This window comes from Nonomuraea sp. NPDC050022 (genome assembly GCF_044460705.1).
GTDB lineage: Bacteria > Actinomycetota > Actinomycetes > Streptosporangiales > Streptosporangiaceae > Nonomuraea.
On record NZ_JBITKE010000004.1, the window covers coordinates 370624 to 387855 of the forward strand.

At 70.1% G+C, this 17232-nt stretch carries 22 protein-coding genes and 1 riboswitch; of the genes, 5 read left to right on the forward strand and 17 right to left on the reverse strand.

All coding sequences use genetic code 11. The features are described from left to right. Positions 1–4 precede the first annotated feature (4 nt). From ACIBO2_RS18255 to ACIBO2_RS18300, 10 genes are all read right to left on the reverse strand, one after another. The gene (locus ACIBO2_RS18255; protein ID WP_358534005.1) at positions 5–1102 is read right to left on the reverse strand and encodes a serine hydrolase domain-containing protein; all 1098 of its coding nucleotides are present in this window, start codon (positions 1100–1102) and stop codon (positions 5–7) included. Positions 1103–1212: 110 nt separating this feature from the next. After that, complete coding sequence (locus ACIBO2_RS18260; RefSeq protein WP_358534008.1) at positions 1213–1947, reverse strand: YcnI family protein; 735 nt, start codon at positions 1945–1947, stop codon at positions 1213–1215. 67 nt (positions 1948–2014) lie between these two features. Then, complete coding sequence (locus tag ACIBO2_RS18265) at positions 2015–2593, reverse strand: MFS transporter (RefSeq protein ID WP_358534011.1); 579 nt, start codon at positions 2591–2593, stop codon at positions 2015–2017. Positions 2594–2595: 2 nt separating this feature from the next. After that, complete coding sequence (locus tag ACIBO2_RS18270; RefSeq protein ID WP_357938421.1) at positions 2596–3117, reverse strand: DUF305 domain-containing protein; 522 nt, start codon at positions 3115–3117, stop codon at positions 2596–2598. 235 nt (positions 3118–3352) lie between these two features. Next, positions 3353–4177, reverse strand: a complete 825-nt coding sequence (locus tag ACIBO2_RS18275; RefSeq protein WP_397298011.1) for an anti-sigma factor domain-containing protein — start codon at positions 4175–4177, stop codon at positions 3353–3355. Then, positions 4174–4701: an ECF RNA polymerase sigma factor SigK gene (sigK, locus tag ACIBO2_RS18280; protein WP_357938417.1), complete on the reverse strand. Its 528-nt coding sequence runs from the start codon at positions 4699–4701 to the stop codon at positions 4174–4176. Before sigK ends, ACIBO2_RS18275 begins: the two co-directional genes overlap by 4 nt. A gap of 411 nt (positions 4702–5112) precedes the next feature. Continuing rightward, entirely contained in the window at positions 5113–5928 is an 816-nt protein-coding gene (locus tag ACIBO2_RS18285; protein WP_358534020.1) for an SAM-dependent methyltransferase, read from the reverse strand. A gap of 224 nt (positions 5929–6152) precedes the next feature. Then, positions 6153–6797: a PaaI family thioesterase gene (locus tag ACIBO2_RS18290; RefSeq protein WP_397298014.1), complete on the reverse strand. Its 645-nt coding sequence runs from the start codon at positions 6795–6797 to the stop codon at positions 6153–6155. A gap of 248 nt (positions 6798–7045) precedes the next feature. Further along, positions 7046–7768 (reverse strand): glycosyltransferase family 2 protein, encoded by a 723-nt coding sequence (locus tag ACIBO2_RS18295; RefSeq protein WP_358534026.1) that lies wholly within the window; start codon positions 7766–7768, stop codon positions 7046–7048. Next, the gene (locus ACIBO2_RS18300; RefSeq protein WP_214635395.1) at positions 7765–8112 is read right to left on the reverse strand and encodes an STAS domain-containing protein; all 348 of its coding nucleotides are present in this window, start codon (positions 8110–8112) and stop codon (positions 7765–7767) included. Before ACIBO2_RS18300 ends, ACIBO2_RS18295 begins: the two co-directional genes overlap by 4 nt. A gap of 223 nt (positions 8113–8335) precedes the next feature. On the opposite strand from ACIBO2_RS18300, the gene ACIBO2_RS18305 reads away from it, so the two are divergent. Beyond that, positions 8336–8737 (forward strand): hypothetical protein, encoded by a 402-nt coding sequence (locus ACIBO2_RS18305; protein WP_357938409.1) that lies wholly within the window; start codon positions 8336–8338, stop codon positions 8735–8737. A 65-nt stretch (positions 8738–8802) separates the two neighbouring features. Here ACIBO2_RS18305 and ACIBO2_RS18310 read toward each other — a convergent pair whose 3' ends face one another. Then, positions 8803–9915, reverse strand: coding sequence for a HAMP domain-containing sensor histidine kinase (locus ACIBO2_RS18310; RefSeq protein WP_358534029.1), 1113 nt, complete (start codon positions 9913–9915; stop codon positions 8803–8805). Continuing rightward, positions 9912–10664: a response regulator transcription factor gene (locus ACIBO2_RS18315; RefSeq protein ID WP_358534032.1), complete on the reverse strand. Its 753-nt coding sequence runs from the start codon at positions 10662–10664 to the stop codon at positions 9912–9914. Before ACIBO2_RS18315 ends, ACIBO2_RS18310 begins: the two co-directional genes overlap by 4 nt. A gap of 94 nt (positions 10665–10758) precedes the next feature. Between ACIBO2_RS18315 and ACIBO2_RS18320 the strand changes: the two genes are divergently transcribed. From ACIBO2_RS18320 to ACIBO2_RS18330, 3 genes are all read left to right on the forward strand, one after another. Beyond that, entirely contained in the window at positions 10759–10932 is a 174-nt protein-coding gene (locus ACIBO2_RS18320) for a hypothetical protein (protein WP_358430709.1), read from the forward strand. Then, positions 10929–11150, forward strand: a complete 222-nt coding sequence (locus tag ACIBO2_RS18325; protein WP_357938401.1) for a DUF6412 domain-containing protein — start codon at positions 10929–10931, stop codon at positions 11148–11150. The genes ACIBO2_RS18320 and ACIBO2_RS18325 overlap by 4 nt, the downstream gene beginning before the upstream one ends. A 106-nt stretch (positions 11151–11256) precedes the next feature. Beyond that, positions 11257–11856: a membrane protein insertase YidC gene (locus tag ACIBO2_RS18330; RefSeq protein ID WP_358534034.1), complete on the forward strand. Its 600-nt coding sequence runs from the start codon at positions 11257–11259 to the stop codon at positions 11854–11856. 3 nt (positions 11857–11859) lie between these two features. Here the strand turns inward: ACIBO2_RS18330 and ACIBO2_RS18335 are convergent, their stop codons facing one another. Together ACIBO2_RS18335 and ACIBO2_RS18340 are read right to left on the reverse strand one after the other, a co-directional pair. Next, positions 11860–12291 (reverse strand): ATP-binding protein, encoded by a 432-nt coding sequence (locus ACIBO2_RS18335; RefSeq protein WP_357938397.1) that lies wholly within the window; start codon positions 12289–12291, stop codon positions 11860–11862. A gap of 142 nt (positions 12292–12433) precedes the next feature. Then, positions 12434–14302 (reverse strand): PAS domain-containing sensor histidine kinase, encoded by a 1869-nt coding sequence (locus ACIBO2_RS18340; RefSeq protein WP_358534037.1) that lies wholly within the window; start codon positions 14300–14302, stop codon positions 12434–12436. A gap of 96 nt (positions 14303–14398) precedes the next feature. Between ACIBO2_RS18340 and ACIBO2_RS18345 the strand changes: the two genes are divergently transcribed. Then, on the forward strand, positions 14399–14965 hold the full coding sequence (locus ACIBO2_RS18345) for a methylated-DNA--[protein]-cysteine S-methyltransferase (protein ID WP_357938393.1): 567 nt from the start codon (positions 14399–14401) through the stop codon (positions 14963–14965). A gap of 9 nt (positions 14966–14974) precedes the next feature. On the opposite strand, the gene ACIBO2_RS18350 is transcribed toward ACIBO2_RS18345, so the two are convergent. The 3 genes from ACIBO2_RS18350 to ACIBO2_RS18360 form a co-directional block, all read right to left on the reverse strand. Further along, complete coding sequence (locus ACIBO2_RS18350) at positions 14975–16318, reverse strand: cytosine permease (protein ID WP_358534042.1); 1344 nt, start codon at positions 16316–16318, stop codon at positions 14975–14977. Beyond that, positions 16309–16421: riboswitch (TPP riboswitch) on the reverse strand. It overlaps the preceding gene by 10 nt. A 25-nt stretch (positions 16422–16446) precedes the next feature. Then, a complete protein-coding gene (locus tag ACIBO2_RS18355) occupies positions 16447–16770 on the reverse strand; it encodes a rhodanese-like domain-containing protein (RefSeq protein ID WP_357938389.1) in 324 nt (107 codons plus the stop codon). A gap of 7 nt (positions 16771–16777) precedes the next feature. Further along, positions 16778–17218, reverse strand: coding sequence for a helix-turn-helix domain-containing protein (locus ACIBO2_RS18360; RefSeq protein ID WP_358534044.1), 441 nt, complete (start codon positions 17216–17218; stop codon positions 16778–16780). Between the last annotated feature and the right edge of the window lie 14 nt (positions 17219–17232).

A 17232-nucleotide genomic window follows, 5' to 3' on the forward strand; every position in this document is an offset into this window, starting at 1 on the left:
GGGATCAGTGGCCCGAGACGATCTGGATGAGCTGGGTGGCGGCGGAGAAGTCGGCGGTCAGCCGGTTCTTGGTCACCGCGAACGCGAGGCCGCCGGCTGTGTCCCCGTACGCGAAGCTCCCGCCCGCACCGCCCATCCCGAACGCGCTCATGACCGGCTCTTCAACCCCCGGCAGGCCGATGGAGAACCCCAGCCCCCACGAGGAATGATTACCGAAGACCTGGTCGACGCCCTCGGCCGTGACAGCCGTGACCTCGCGCAGCCGCTCCGGAGAGATCAGCCGCACACCGGGGACGTCGCCCATGAGCGCGGCGTACACGCGCGCGATGGCGCGGGCCGAGGTCTTGCCACCCGCCGGGATGTCGGCCGCCAGAATGTCGGCCCGGTTGCCCAGAGCGGCCGAGGGGAACGTGGCCGGCGGGCCCGCCCTGAACATCGGCGAGTCCGCCGGCATCCCCGCCATCATGTCCGCGGCGCCCTCCTGGTCCTCCAGCACGGCCAGGCGGCCGTGCTCGGCGGCCGGCATGCCGAAGTAGAGCTCGTCGGCCACGCCCAGCGGCCCGGTGACCTCCTCCCGCAGCACCTGCGAGATGGGCTTGCCGGTCGCCCGGCGAACGATCTCACCGATGAGGTAGCCGAAGGTGTAGCCGTGATAACCGACCGCGGTGCCCGGCTCCCACCACGGCTCGGCGTCGGCGAGCGCCGCGCACATCTTGTCCCAGTCGCACAGGTCCGCCACCGTGGTGTCCGCGGGCAGGCCCGGCACACCGGCCGCGTGGGTCAGCACGTGCCGGACGGTCACCGTGCCCTTCCCGTGCGCGGCGAACTCCGGCCACAGCTCGGCCACGCGCGTGTCGTACGAGAAGGCGCCGCGCTCGGCGAGCACGTGTGCCACCGTCGCGGTCGCCGCCTTCCCGATCGAATAGTTGTAGAACACGGTGCCCGGCGTCACCTGCCGTCCGGTCGCCGGATCGGCCACTCCGGCGACCGCGTCCACCAGCTGCTCGCCGTGCAGGTAGACGGCCACCTGCACGCCACGCTCCGCCCCGGACTCGACCATCCGGTCGATGGCCCGCTGGACCTGCTGCTGGATGTCGCTCATCACCGCGCCCCTCCCCTGCTGCTCTCGCTGTCGCGGGTGTAGACAGGCTAGCGGCCGGAAACTCATCGGGAAGGGCGACAACGGCTTGTCAGGCGGCCGGCGAGCGGCTGTCAGGCGGCCGGGGCGCGCCGCCTGAGGCTCACCAGACCCAGGCCGCCGCCCAGGAGCCCGACGATGATGCCCGCCACGCCCATGACCCGGGCGGTGCCGTCGGACGCTGGCGACGAGGCGGACTGCTTCATCACGGATACCGTCTGCTGCGCGGCGGGCGGAGCCGCCGTGGTCATGGCCATCCCGGCGTGTTCCCCGCCGGACGCCGCCGCCACCAGTTTGAGCGTGGGCAGCGGGTGCTCCGCCTCCTTGCCGTCGCTCTTGGGCGCGTCCGCCCACTTGACGACCTCGCCGCCGGTGTAGGTCTGCTCGGTCGGGAAGGCGATCTCGTCCACGTCCTTGGGCAGGGGCCCGACCGACACCTCGAACTCCTGGAACTGTCCCGGCTCGATCTTGCCGCCGGTCCACGTGACCTTCAGGACGGATTCGGTGACCTTGTCCCCGTCGTCGGCGACCACGGGCTCGGGTAGCTTGCCCTCGGTCATCTCGGCCTTCCAGCCGGGCACCGGCTTGACCGAGACGAAGGGCAGGGGGTGGTCGGTGGGGAAGGTGACGACGAGTTTGGTGGTCGAGGCATCGTCACGCTCGTTGGGCACCCGGAAGGCGAGCTTGGTCCAGCCGCCCTTCTCCGCGGTCCCGGGGTTGATCGTGACATGGGCGAGGGCGGGGATCGCGAGGCCCACCGTGAGGGCCAGGGCTGCCGCGGCTACTGTGCCGATTCGGCGGTAAATCATGGGAGTCTCCACTTCGTTTTCGGAAATGCCGGACACGACGCGCTCGACTGCTCGCGTCGTTGGGGGGTCAGGCAGAACGAAGTGGTGGGCCGCGCCGTACGACCGCGTACCGCAACATGCGCTCGCGCGGCCGGTCGAGAACGAGATCCGCGGCCACGGGGGCGGCGGGCGGCCAGAGAGGGCCGGCGACAGGCGTGAGGATCCGTACGGCGCGCGAGGCGAGCCGGCGCAGCAACGACCAGAGGGCGGCCTCACCGCCGGCCAGCCACCACGCGGTCAGCAGCGTGGCGACGGCGTGACACAGGAACATACCGGGCCAGGTGCTCTGGCCATGAACACCGGTCAGGTGCGGGGACTCGCCCGTCGAGGCGAACAGCACGTGCAGGCCCACCTGCGCCGTGCCGAGCAGCCCGACGATCAGCGGCTGGGATCGCTCCCGGCCGGCCATCGCGGTGGCCGCGACCAGCACGACGGCGCCCGCGCCCGCGACCATGCCCGGCCCTGGGGCGTTGCCGCCTGCCAGCCAGTGCCCGATGGCGGACAGGGCCACGCAGACGACCGTGAACGAGGCCGACCGCGCAAGACGCATCGGCAGCCTGGCGCGGGTCGCGCCCACCTGCCGCCGCGAGTCCTGTGTACGGGTCACGATCAGGCCTGGTGCTCCTTGATCTCCGCGATCTGGGCGGTCTGCTCGGAGACGAGCCGGGTCGCCATCTCGATCGTGGGACCGTGCTTCCCTCCGCTCTGGGCGGACGTGGCCATCATGACGCCGTGGTCGAGGTGCTGCGAGATCAGCGACAGCCAGAGCTTGTCGAAGGCCTTACCGGACTTCGGCGTCAGCTGGGCGACCTGGTCGGCGACGCCCTTGGTGTCCTCGGCCGGTACGGCCACCTGCCAGGACTTCAGCCACGACGACATCTTCTCGATGTCGGCCTTCTCGTTGGTCTCCAGCTTCTGGCTCAGTTCGCGTACGTACGGCGTGTCCGTGCGCTTCGCGACCAGCTCGGCCAGCTGGATGGTCTGCCGGTGATGAGTGATCATCTCCTGGCTGAAGGTGACGTCCTGCTGGTCGTAGGCGGCCATGGCGGCGGGCGCTCCCGCCGCCGACGCGGCACACCCACCGGCCAGTGTCGCGCAGAGCAGGGCGCCGACGATCGTGGTCCAACGCATGCTTCCCCTTGGGGGTGTGGGGATGGGTCACGTGGAGATACGCGGTGCGCCGGATAACAGTTCAACAACAGGCCGGTCGGCGCGTCACTCACGAGATGGCCTGGAGTGACGCGCTCGCCGGCGCTGCCGTACCAGGTATTCGCAGCCGACCTCCGGATGGATGGGCGACGGTGGACGGGTGGCGATCGTCAGGTAGTGGGCACCGCGCGGTGACCGTGCCGCGCGGTGTCGGGGGTCAGGTGGCGGGCAGGTTCACCAGGAACAACGGCCGGGTGGTCGGCTGGGCGGAGCCGCCGGCCGGTTCGACGGTGACGCCGAGTTTGGCCACCCCGGGTCCCGGCGCGGCGATCACCGGCTGCGTGCGGCCGGCGGCGTCGGCGCTGAGCAGCCCGGCCGACCTGATCCGCCCAGGGGCCAGCTGCCAGAGCTGATAGACCTGGCCTTCCGGCAGATCGGCCAGCCCGGCGGCCAGGAACACCATCTTGCCCCGCGAGCGCGACACGACCACCGTGCCGCGACCGCCCTGCTTGGCCGCGGCCGTGGCGATGCGGGAGTCCGGCGCGGTCAGCACCGCGGCGACCTCCTGGTTCATCCGACGTACCTGGTCCAGCTCGTCACGGGCCTGCAAGGCGCCGACACCGAACACGACGGCCGCCGCCAGGCAGGCCGCGACGCCCACGCCCGCCACCAGCGGCCGCCACCGCAGCCACGGCCGAGGCCGCCGGGACCGCCCCTGGGGGCGACGCCCAGCTCCATGCTCGGAGCGCCGCGGTGTCCCCCAGCTGTCTTCCTGGGCGGGTACGGCGACGGTCGGCGGGACCTGCCGGACCTGGTCGATCTGGGCGAATACCCGCTCCTTGAGGCCGGGCGGCGGCTCGACGGCCACGGCGGAACCCAGCCGGGCCGCGGTCTCGGCGAACGCGGCGACCTCCAGCGCGCACTCGGCGCACCCGGTCAGATGGTCCTCGAAGTGACGCCGCTCCAGCTCGTCGTCGACGGCGTCCAGCGCGTACGCGCCGACCAGCGTGTGCGGATCGGGCCCGCCGGTCATGCCTCTCATCGCTCCACCCCCAGGCAGTCGCGCAGCCGGATCAGCCCGTCGCGCATCCTGGTCTTCACCGTCGCGAGCGGGACTTTCACCAGCTCAGCGACCTCACGATAGGAATATCCGCCGTAATAGGCGATGGTGACCGACTCGCGCTGCAACGCGGTCAGGCCCTGCAGGCAGCGGCGCAGGCGCTCGCGTTCGAGCCGGGTCTCAACGGATTCGGCGACCTCGTCGAAGGGCCGGTGCACGTCCATCCGGGCGGCCCGCTCCTCGCGATCCATGCTCGCCTGAGCCGAACGGACCCGGTCGATCGCCCGGCGATGCGCGATCGTCAGCACCCAGGCCATCCCCGAGCCCCGGCCCGACTGGAAGCGCGCGGCGTTGCGCCACACCTCCACCAGGACCTCCTGAGCCACCTCCTCGCTCTGGGCCCGGTCCCGGAGCACCCGCAGCACGAGCCCGAACACGCGCGGCGCCACGACCTCGTACAGCCGCTCGAACGCCGCCCTGTCCCCCCGCGCGACGTCCTCCAGCAACTCCTCGACCCCGGGGACCCGCTCACCTCCCCAGCCCGGCTCACGTCGCGTTTCGACGCGACCCGAGGCACGTCCTGTCTCGCCACGGCCCGAGGTACGCCCCGTCTCGCCGCGGCCCGGCGACGCGCGCCGGGCGTCAAAACCGCCCGACCCACTTCCCGCCTCACCAGGACCCGACGACCCATACCGGGCCTCGAAATTCCCCGGCCCGCGGCCCTCGCCGCGACTCGATGGCCCATACCGGGCTTCGAACCCCCCCGACGCACGTCCCGGTTCGATGCGGCCCGACGTGGGTCCCGGTTCGATGCGGCCCGGTTCGCGTCCCGCTTCCATGCACCCTCCCGCCGTGGCCGACGTAGCGGCGGCCACAGGTGGTTCGGATCAGAGAGCGCGATGGATGTCCTGGAGCTCCTACGGCTTTCGCGCGACCCCGCACACCGCGCTCACCAGCTTGGACGGCTCGTCCCACGCGTCGCTGGGTCTCCGCCACTGAGGAGTGGGTACGACGCCGGGCTCGACAAGCTCAAGCCCCTCGAAGAAGGTGGCCATCTGGGCGGGACTGCGCAGGTGATAGGAGTTGGCGGCCGCCTTGTTGTAGGCGCTGACGGCGTCCATCAGGGCCGGGTTGGTGTTGGTGCCGTCGCTGAGCACGAGGTAGCTGCCCGGCGATAACGCGGCCATCAGCCGGTCGACGATCCCCCACGGGTCGTCCTCGTCGGGCACCTGCCCGGCGATGCTCAGCATCACCAGGGCGATCGGCTGACTGAAGTCAAGAGTCTTGGCCGCGCCTTGGAGGATGACGTCGGGGTTGCGTACGTCGGCGTCGATGTACGCGGTGACGCCCGGCTCGGTGCTGGTCAGCAGGGCACGGGCGTGGACGAGCACGATGGGATCGTTGTCGACGTAGACGACCCGGGTCTCGGGAGCGGTGCGCTGGGCGACCTCGTGGATGTTGTTGGCCGTCGGCAATCCGGTCCCGATGTCCAGAAATTGCCGGACTCCGACCTCTTCCACCAGGTACGTGACCGCGCGGATGAGGAACTCCCGCTGCAGCCGCGCAACTTCGGCGAAGTCAGGAAATGTCCGAAGCAGCAGCTCACCGGCCTCGCGGTCGGGCGCGAAGTGGTCCTTGCCGCCCAGCAGATAGTTCCACACGCGGGCTGAATGGGGGATGGTCGTGTCAATGCGTTCCCATGCGGACTGGCCGGTGGGGCTGTCATCGCTCATGACACTCCATTCCTGAGGTTGACCGCGGCCCCCGGCCACGCTCGTCCAAGAGCCACTTTAGTGGTCTCTTCGGGCATAACGCGTACGAGATTTCGGCCAGCAACCGCCTCGACCACACGAGGTCCATATCCCCCTCAGTCCCGGCGGGTCTGGAGGGGGGTGGTCGCGGTCGCCACGGCTTAGTCTCTGCGGGTCTGGAGGTGGGCGGTCGCGGTCGCCACGGCTTAGTCTCTGCGGGTCTGGAGGTGGGCGGTCGCGGTCGCCACGGCCACGGTCTTGCCGTCGGGCGCGATGAGCTCGCCGGACAGGAAACACACCTCCCTGCCGCGCCGCACCACCCGCCCCCGGCCGATGAGCCGCCCCGGCCGCGCCGGGCGAAGGTATTGGACGTGCAGGTCGAGGGTGACCGCGAACTGGTCTTCCGGCAGCGTCGCGACCAGCGCCGGCCCCAGTGTGTCGTCGAGCATCGCGGCGAGAAAACCGCCCTGGATCACCCCGACGGGATTGACGAACCGCTCGCTCGCCTCGAACGCCACCTCGATGGTCCCCCGCTCGGGATCCACCTCGATCAGCTGCCAGCCCAGAGTCTCGGCCGCGGCCGGCGGCGGGACCCGCCCGGCCAGCACATCCCAGAACGGCCCGCGCCTGCGCGGTTCGGTGTCCATGAACACAGTGAACAGACCCGCACCGACAGTTCCGCCGCTGTTCTGCCACAGTCCCATGGCCGGCAGCTCGAACAAGCCATCCGACACCCCGAACAGGCTGTCCGGCAGCTCGAACGAACCGTCCGACACCTCGAACAAGCCGTCCGGCAGCTTGAAAGCAGCGCGCATCACGCCGTGGGCGACTACCGGCACGTCGCCGGTCACGGGCTGCCCTCGGTCACGGCGCCGGTGGCCGCGGTCGGCAGCCCGAAAGCAGCGCACATCACGCCATCAGCGGCTGCCACCAACACGTCTTCGATCATGGTGCTGCCGTCGGCGAAGTGGGCGCAACGCAAGCCCGATGCCCACAACCGATGCCCCCAAGCACCGATGCCCACAAACCGGGAAAACCGCCCATTTCCCGGCCGATCAGGAAAGTTGGGGAAGTTTGCCAGGTAAGGGAGCGGAGGGGGCTAGCGCTTTGGGCGGATTTTGTCGAGGTTTTGGGTGATTAGCGGCTCCCGAGTGGCGAGCGCGCGTGCCACATCCCGTAGCTGCTTGGCCCGATGCACCTGGGCCCGCCAGTCCGTGCCCGAGGCCCGATGGGCCATCTCCACCTCGACCTCCTCCACTCGATAGCCCTTGCGCAGCAGGTCGATCGTCAGCGCAGTCTCCACGCCGAACCCGTGCGCCAGCGGCCGGGCGGCCTCGAAGGCGTCTCTGGTGATGCAGCGCTGGCCGTTGAGCGGCTGAGCGGGCTCGAAGCCGGTGGCCCTGCGGATGCCGTCCCTGGACAGGCGGACGACCAGGCCGTGGCCGCCCAGCTTGACGCGGGTGACGAAGACCGCGATGGTCATGTCGGCCTTGCCGGCGCGCACCGGTTCGATCAGCGGAGAGGCGGCCCGGGCGGTGTCGCCCAGGTCGGCGTCCAGGAAGAGTAAGTGGTGCGGCGTCTCACCGTCGAGCAGGCGCACGGCTTCGGCGCCCGACTCCATGGCCGCCGCCTTGCCGCGGTTGCGGCTGTGCCGGACCACCCTGGCCCCCGCCGCCCGCGCCACCCGGCCGGTCTGGTCGGTCGAGCCGTCGTCGACGACCACGACCAGATCGACGCCGGGCAGCGCGAGGGCCGCGGTGACCGTGGCACCGATGCGGTCGGCCTCGTCCTTGGCCGGGACAATGACCGCCGTATCCTTCATGACCCCTCGGAGATGAGGAACTCCTGCGGCACCTCGTCATGCACGGTGAAGACCGAATCGAGACCGGTGACCTGCAGAATCTTGCGTACGGCCGGCCGTGGGGCGGCGACGTCGAGCGCCCCGCCCTGCTCCTTGACGCGTTTCAGCGCGGACAGCAAGACGTTCATCCCCGTGGAGTCGCAGAAATCCACGCCGGACATGTCGATGACCACGCGGCTGGGCCCGTCCTGCAGCAGCCGAGCGAACTCCGCCTGCAGGTGGGGTGCCGTATAGAGGTCGATTTCACCGGTGATGGCGACTAGCGCATGGCCGGCATGTGATCGAGTCGAGACCTTGAGCTCCACATGGGCAGGCTAGCGGCGCGGAGGCTTCCGGTCACGTTGTCACGCCGATAGGGCAACCTCAGGATTTTGTCCTCCGTTTGGACTCCATGAAAACAGAGAGTACGCGAAGCTTGACTGTGTGACACCGGCATGGCCGGAGAGGGGGGCGGCCCGGCACCTCGCTTCTGGTCACTACTTCACTTGAGAAGGAGGGGCCGGGCGAGACCCACGGGCCCGAGCATTCATGAGAACAGAGAAACCCGAAGACCCGCACCGACGACGGCTCCGCGAACGACTGGAAGCCATCCTCATCCGCACAGAGAAGGCCACCTCGTGGCATGACAGAGTGGGGCGCCTGCGTAGCCTGATCAATCACGAAGGCTTCGTCCCCGTACACACGAAACTCGCCGGCGAAGACCTCGACTTCCTCGCCGACGCCCGCGACGACCTGCTCAGATTCTCCGAGCTCGGGCTGCGGCTGTTCGACCTCCACCAGCCGCGCGACGCGGGCGGCATCACGAGCGACGCCGAGCACCCCATCCTGCGGTGCCGGAGTTGCATGTGGCGCTGGCCGTGCCCGACGTTCCGCGCGATGTCGGAGTCGTTCGGCGCCGGCCACGACAGCGCGCTCCCGGAGTCCGGTTGAGGTCCCGACCTGAGCCGTTCCGGGGTCCGGTTGAATAACCCGACCTGAGCGACCTGACGGGCGCGCTATCCCGAGACCAGCGGCAGCCGGATCTCGAAGCGGCAGCCCGGCCCGTCGTTGACCACACCGATCACCCCGTCGTGCGCCTCCACGATGCCCTGCGCGATCGCCAGGCCGAGCCCGGCCCCGCCGTCTTTGGTCGGGGTCCGGGCCGCCTCGCCCCTGAAGGCCACCTCGAACACCCGGTGCAGGTCCTCGTCGGGGATCCCCCCACAGCAGTCGCTGACCGACAGGCACGCCATGCCCGAGTCGACCGCCGCCCGCAACACGACCGTGCGGTCCGACGGCGTGTGCCTGATCGCGTTCACGACGAGGTTGCCCAGCGCCCGGCTCAGCGCGTTCGGGTCCGCCCGCACGGGGACCGCCTCGGCCGCCTCGGCGGTCAGTCGCACCCCCTTGGCGCGGGCCAGTGGCTCGGCCCCGGCGAGCGTGTCGGCGACCAGGTCGGCGAGCCCGATCCGGGCAGGGGTGAGCCGCAACGCCCCGGCGTGGATCCGCGACAGCTCGAACAGGTCGTCGACCATCGCCGACAGCCGCTCCACCTCCAGCTTGATCTGGCCGTGATAGCGCGCGACGGTCCAGCGGTCGGACACCACGCCGTCTTCGAGCGCCTCGGCCATCGCCCGCAGCCCGGCGAGCGGGGTACGCAGGTCGTGGCTCACCCAGGCGACCAGCTCCCGCCGTGCCCCTTCCAGGGCGCGCTCCCGCTCGTACGCCTCCTCCAGCGTGTTCGCGATCGTCTGCAGCTCCGACGGCAGCCCCTTGGGCGCGGTGAACGGCAGGTCGCGTACGGCCGCCACCAGCCGCCTGCTCTCCCCCACGACCCGCCTGGCCAGCACGAACGCCACCCCCAGCCCGACCAGCCCGCCGACGGCCACCACGCTGAGCACGATGTCCCTGACCGCACCCTCGATGATCATCTTGTACGTGATCGCCACCACGCCGGCCAGCGTCGCCGCGATCGCGACCACCATGACGACGGCCAGCATGACCCCGATCGAGCGGGTACGCAGCCACCACATGGCGGACACGCCGAGGATCCCCACCAGCAGCCCCAGCCCCGCCGTGACCGCCACGATCATCCCCAGATCGCTCATCACCGCGGGATGGGGAGTCATGGCGCACCGTCGAGTGGCTCATCCCCATGTGGGTCGCTAGCGATATGCGGGTCACCGGTGGGTTCGAGCGGTTCGTACCGGTACCCCACGCCCCAGACCGTGACGATCCGCCGCGGCGCGGTCGGATCCGGCTCGATCTTCTCCCGTAGCCGCCGGACGTGCACGGTCACCGTGGAGGAGTCCCCGAACGACCATCCCCACACCTGGTTGAGCAGCGCCGACCGGCTGAACGCCTGCCGGGGATTGCGCACGAGGTAGGCCAGCAGGTCGAACTCGCGGGCGGTGAGCAGCACCTCGGCCCCGCCCAGCCGTACCTCATGGGCCCCGACGTCGACCACCAGGTCGCCGTCACGCAGCACGCCCGTGCCGCCCGTGACCGAGGCGCCGCGGGCGCGGCGCAGCACCGACTGGACGCGCAGCGCCAGCTCACGCGGGCTGAAGGGCTTGGTCACGTAGTCGTCGGCGCCGGTTTCGAGCCCGACCACGCGGTCGATCTCCTCGCCGAGCGCGGTCAGCATGATCACCGGGACCGGCCAGCGCTCCCTGAGCTTCCTGCACACCTGCAGCCCGTCGATCTTCGGCAGCATCAGGTCGAGCACCATCAGATCCGGCGGGCTGGCCAGCGCCCGCCGCAGCGCCTCGGCGCCGTCGCCCACGCACTCGACCTCGTGCCCGTCGCGCTCCAGATATCGCGCCACCACTTCGGCCACGGTCGGGTCGTCGTCGACCACCAGGATGCGCGTGTTCACCCTTTCACCGTACGGCGGGAGCGTGCCGAATCGACACTTACGTCATTGCTTCGTAAGCCTCGCGGATCATGCTCGCAGGACGTACGGTGGGCGCATGAGTCGCGTCGTCATGCTCGTACTGGGGGCCCTCCTGGCCCTCTTCGTGCTGTTCAATTTCGTGATCCCCATGATCATGGGCCTGCTCAAGGTCGCCCTCATCATCGGTGTGGTCGCCCTTCTGGTGTTCATCGCCGTCACCTTGGTCGGGAAGTCGTCCTCGTCACGGTGACGCTTTTCCTGTTCGATCCCTGGCTCATCGGCGTGACCATGGTGGCGATTCTGCTGCTCGCCACCTGGGCCGCCCGGCTGTTGCCCGCCATCGGCGGCGACGCGCCCGGCTTTCCGCTGATGTACGCCCGGCGCACGGCCTTCCAGCGCCAGCGCCATCCCGCGGCGGCAGGCCGGCCACGGCCACGAGCTCCGTCATCGCGCCCCGCTTCCGGCTGAGCGGGGCTCTCTTCAGTGAGCCCTGATCCATCTCTCTTTGATTGAAGGGCTCATGTTCGACTCTTTCGTGTCATTTCTGCTGGCCGTGTCCGGTGACAACGCCGCCGTGGCCATCGTGCTGTTCACCGTGGCCGTGCGCCTCCTGCTGCTGCCGCTCGGCATCCGTCAGGCCCGCGCCGCACAGGTCCAGAAGCGCCTGGCGCCCAAGCTGGCCGAGGTGCGGAAGCGGTGGTCGCGCAACCCCGAGCGGCTGGCCAAGGAGACCACCAAGCTGTACGCGAAGGAAGGCACCTCGCCTTTCGCCACGATCCTCCCGGGATTGGGGCAGCTTCCGTTCATCTGGCTGATGTATCGGGTCGCCACGCACCCGACCGCCTTCCTGGGCCATGACCTGCTGGGCGCCCCTTTGGGGCAGCATGTGGCGGGAATCGTCACCAATTACGGTCTGGTTAGCGGGCCATTTTTGGTCTTTGCCGTGGTCATCGCGCTGATCGCGGTCGTGGCGTGGATTTCGGCTCGCAAAGTCAGCGCCACACTGCCCGACGATCAGCCCGCGCTGATCCGCAGGATCATGCCGCTGATGCCGTTCGGCACGGTGCTGGCCGCCGCGGTGATGCCACTGGCCGCGGCACTCTACCTGCTGATCTCCTCGGCGTGGGTCGTGGGAGAGCGCGCGATCCTGGCCGGCCGGCCACTGAGCGCGTAGCCGCTATCCAGCCTCTCGCAGTGCGTGGACCTGCCCGTTCATCAATCCGTTGGGGGCGTGCAAGATCGCCCACACCGTCGTGATGTCACCGTCGTGGCGGACTCCCCAGCTCTCCGCGACGTACTCGACGATGCCGAGCCCCCTGCCCCCGAGCGACGACAGAGTCGGCCGGCCGGCACGGGGCTCGGTGGCCGCGCCGCCATCGCTCACAGCGACCTCGATGTGTTCGTCGCTCCGCAGCCAGGCCACCCTGACCATGCCCGACGGCAGCGGATGCGCATGCCGTAGCGCGTTGCTCAGCAGCTCGCTCACCACGAGGACGGCATCGTCGATCGCGGTGGCGAAAACACCGCGATCCTGCAGGTCAGTGCTCAGACGCTGGCGGGCGACGGCGACACTGGACGGCGCGTACGGCAGTAGCACCACGCTTGACACACCCACCTCCCCGCTCCCAGTGCCCCCCACGGGAACACTCCCCGGTACGACCGAAATGCCCCGTTACTCGATCCCAGAAACCGCATCTCGATCACAGCTTGTACACATCGGACGATAGATCAGCGTAACCGTTACCACCTCGTTACCGCATCGGTGTGTCGGATCGGATAGAGGAAGCGTTGCCCAACACGAGCCGCATTCGAGTGCCTCCACCGGGTCGCGGATGAGCACTCACATCGCCGCCCTGAGCCCTGGCCAGACTGCGCACAATGTAGAGCCCGAGGCCGACTCCGCCGAACCTGCGGCGGTCACCGCTGTCGACCTGGACGAACCGCTCGAAGACCCGCTCCCGGTCCGGCGCGGCGATGCCCACGCCCTCATCGTCCACCACCACGACCACGGCGTCGTCCTCGGGCCAGGCGCCCACACTGATCAGGCCGCCCATCGGCGAGTACTTGAAGGCGTTCTCCAGCAGCTGGCCGAGGATGATGTCGGTGGCGAGCGCGTCGCCTCTGACGTACGGCAGCGCGTCGGGGATGGCCACCTCCACCCGGTGCCTGTCGGACAGCACGGGCAGCCCGAGCGTGGCCGCGTGGATCCGCTCGGCCAGATCGAACGCCTCGATGCGCACCGGCGGCTCGTCGGCGCCCGCCCTGGCGCCGAGCAGGAGGTGGTCCATGAGCTGGCCGAGCGACCTGGCCCGCTCGGCGATCGTGTGGACGGCGGAGCGCCGCTCGGTGTCGTTCAGCTTGTCCCAGCGCGCGTCGAGCGTGCTGGCGAACCCGCGCACGATCGTGATGGGCGTGCGCAGCTCATGACTGGTCGTGGCCAGGAACAGGTCCTTGGCCTCCTCCAGCTCCTTGGCCGTGGTCACGTCGCGGAAGTCGACGACCACCTCTCCGGTCTCCTCGATCTTGGCGCTGACCACGTCCAGCCAGCGCCCGCTCTCCAGCTGGTAGGTGAGCTTCTCTCCCGGGCTGGGCAGCGGGAAGGGCGGCGGCCCGCCGATGACGGCCTCTCCCGGCGTCGCGGTGAGCTCGGCGGCGGCCGGGTTCCACTGGCTGACCCGCCCGGCGCGGTCGAGCACGGCGATGCCGTCGGCGCTGGCGTCGAACACCGCCCGCTCGTGCGCCCGCTGACGTACGGCCTCCTGATAGGCCACCGCGTTGCCGACCGCGATGCCGGCGTGCCCGGCCAGCAGTTCCAGGAGTTCGAGCTCCAGATGACCGGGCTTGCGGTCGGCGAACAGCGCGTACAGGGCCCCGTAGGGACGGCCACCCACCGCGGCCAGGCCGAGCGCGATCGTGTGCAGCCCGTCGAGCTCGGCCCACACCAGGTCGCCGAGCCCCTGCGACTCCAGCATCACCGTCTTCCCGGTGCGTAAGAGCTTGCCGACCAGGCTGGTACGCAGCTCGGCCGTCACGTCCTTGAGCGAGTCGGGCAACTGGTGCGCGCTCACCAGCCGCAGCCGCTCGCCCTCGATGAGCACGAACCCGCCCGCGTCGGCGCCGGTCAACTCGGTCAGGCTGGCCGCGATGCGGTCGAGCACCGTGGACAGCTCCAGCTCGGCGTTGATGTCGCCGACCACGTCGGTGAGCCGGCGCACCAGCCGGGCCCGCCGCGCCATGCGGTTCCTGGCGGCCTCGTCGGCCTCAGTCAGATGGTGCACGAAGACGTAGCCCGCCACGGCGCTGCCCGTGAGCAGCGCGCTCGTGTCGACCCTCAGGTCGAGCACGGTGCCGTCCCTGCGCAACCGCTTGGTACGCAGCGACACCTGGCCGCCCGTACGCACCCGTTCGAGCACCGCGTTGTGCTCCGCTGTCAGCTCCCCCGGCACGATCGGCGCCCTGCGGCCCAGCATCTCCTCGGCCGACCAGCCGAAGAGCCGCTCCGCCGCCCGGTTCCAGACGAGTACGGTCTGGTCCCTGTCGAGCGCGACCACGGCGTTGGGCGAGCTGGCGAGCACCGCGCGAGCGATCTCATCGTCACTGCCTGCTCTGTCGTCACCCACACCTCCATAGTGCCTGTGGCGTGCGGCGTTCGTCGGGCGATCCGTCCGATACGCTGCGGGCACGGCCTTTCAGGGCGGCGGAAGAGGGTGACGGGTATGTCCAGTGGAGACCTCGATGCCCTGCTGCGGGTGACTTCCGCCACCTATCGCGGCGAGGTTCCGCCCGATGTGGCGTTCGGCACCTATGACGGCGCGGTCGGCCGGCTGGTGCTGGCGGTGAGCGGCAAGGGCATCGTGGCGTGCAGCTTCGAGTCGGAGGACACCGTCTTCGAGTTGGTCGTCCGGCATGTGGGCGCGTTCGTCGGGCCCGACCCCGGGCGGCTCGACCCGGTGCGCAGGGAGCTCGACGCCTACTTCTCCGGCCGCCTGCGGGCCTTCGCCACACCGGTGGACCTGTCCATCGCAACGACGTTCGCCCGTACGGTGCTGCAGAAGACCATGGCCGTGCCCTACGGCGAGACGGCGACCCTCGACGAGATCGGCGAGAGCATCGGCCGCCCGCGCGCGCTGCGCGCGGTCGGCAACGCGCTCAACGCCAACCCCGTCTGTGTGGTCGTGCCGTGCCACCGGATCGTGCCGGGCGACGGCGAGCTCGGCGACTACGCGGGCGGCCAGGCCGCCAAGCGTCATCTCCTCAACATCGAGAAACGCTCACGGGCCTGAGGTACGTACTCAACGACTCGTGATCGACGCGCGCCTGGTCGCCCAGCCGATCGCCAGCGTCACCAGAGCCGCCACCAGAGCCGCGCCCAGGGCCCCGTTCATCCACGGCTGTCTGGTGAACCCGGTGGCCTCGCGTACGGCCGCCCAGAGGCCGTCCCACTGCGCGACCGTCGGCGTGGAGGTGGTCAGCCAGTAGGCCACGAAGCCGAGCGCCCAGGGCACCAGCATGGACCAGCGGGCGGGCGCGTCCTCGTCGGTGTTCCACCCCGAGGATCCGCCGAGCACGAAGTAGTCGACCGCCAGCACCGCGAACATCGGCACGAACACCGCCCCGATCACCCCCAGGAACGCCCCGTAGGAGTTCACGTCGACCACCAGCGCAATGGCGGTGGTCAGCACGCCGATGGCGATCGAGAAGACCCGCCGGTCGACGCGCGGCATGAGGTTCTGCAGGGACATGGTCGTGGAGTAGACGTTCGCGAACGACTGGTCGGCCTCCCGCAACACCAGGATCGCGAAGAACAGCGCGCCCAACGGCACCGCGACGAACGCCCCGAACACGGCCGTGCCGTCGGCGGCCACCGCCGCGGACCCGGCGATGGCCACCGCGTAGACGCCCAGCCCCAGGCAGGCGACCTGGGCCAGCGTGTAGCCGCCGACCACGCCCGCGAAGGCGGCCCGGCTCGACCTGGAGTGCCGGGCGAAGTCCGCCGCGATCGGCACCCACGAGACCGACAGCGCGATGACGTAGTCGACCGCGGGCGCGAACGCCGTCCACGACCCGCCGCCCTGCGGCGGAGCCTTCGACAGGAACGCCACCGCGAACCAGACCAGCGAGATGATCACTCCGATCGTGACGTAGCGCCGCAGCAGCCGGATCGACCCGAGCGGCCAGATGGTCAGCGACGTGGTCAGCGCCCCCGCCACCACCACCCACACCTGGTACGGCACCACGGCCCCGAAGATGGCCATCGCGCCCTTGGCGATCACCCACAGCTCGAAGGCGCCCCACCCGATCATCTGGACGATGTTGAGCACGGTCGGGATGTAGGACAGCCGCGCCCCGAACAACCCGCGCAGCAGCACCATCGCCGGCCGCCCGGTCTGCGTGCCCGGAATGGCCGACAGCCCCACCATGGCCGTGCCGACCAGGCTGCCGACGAGCGCGGCGAGCAGGGCCGCGCTCAGGCTGAGCGGGCTGCCACCGAGCGGGTCGAGCAGGAACAGCGCACCGCTGAACCCCAGCAGGCTCACGGCCAGGTTCGCCCACAGGGCCCCCTGGTCGAGCAGCCCGAGCGTCTTGGGGGGCGTCCCTTCGAGGGTCAGCGGGACTTCGTCGACGACATGCGTCATCTCACACTCCCTACGCCGGCATTACCCGGACAGGTTCATGCGGTCGGCGACAGGTCAGTCGCCCTCTCAGCCCGGTGCACCCCGAGCTCCCGCGGTTTGTGTAGTTGTCGAGCGGATTATGCCATCCGTCAGGCGACGAACGGCGGGCGCCCCGTCTCACTGACCATCGGGCGGCGCGCGCCCGCCCACGACTGCATGCCGCCGTCGACGTTGACCGCCTCGCGCCCGAGCTGGTTGAGCCAGGCCGCGACCTGGAACGACCGGCCGCCGACCCGGCAGACCACGTAGACGGTCCGGTCGCCCGGCACCTCCTCGACCCGCCCCTGGATCTGCGTCATCGGGATGTGCACCGCCTCGGGCGCGTGCCCGGCCACCCATTCGTCCTGTTCACGCACGTCGAGCAGGTAGGCGTCGGCGGGAACGTCGCTGGCCGGGATCTCTGGAACCGTCATGCCTCCATCATCTCGCGTCGCTGGTCATCTCGCGTCGCTGGTCATACGCGGCACGCGCCGTGGCGATCTCCTGCCGATGCTCCTCGGTCCAGGTGACCAGGCTCTTGATCGTCTGGTGCAGGGTCCGGCCGAGCGGCGTGAGCGCGTAGTCGACCCGCGGGGGCACGACGGGGTGGACCGTGCGGCTGACCAGGCCGTCGCGCTCCAGGTGGCGCAGGGTCACGCTGAGCATCCGCTGGCTGACCCCGTCGATCTCGCGGCGCAGCTGGGTGAAGCGCAGGCTCTGGCAGTCGAGCAGCGCGATGACCAGCAGCGACCACTTGTCGGCGACCCGGTCGAGTATCTGCCGGACCTCGCAGTCCTCCCTGGTGTCCCACTGCCACACGTCGTAGTCGTCGTCCACGGTGCTCTCGCAGTAACCGGGTGACTTAGAAGTGCCGTCTTCCATGACATTTCATACTG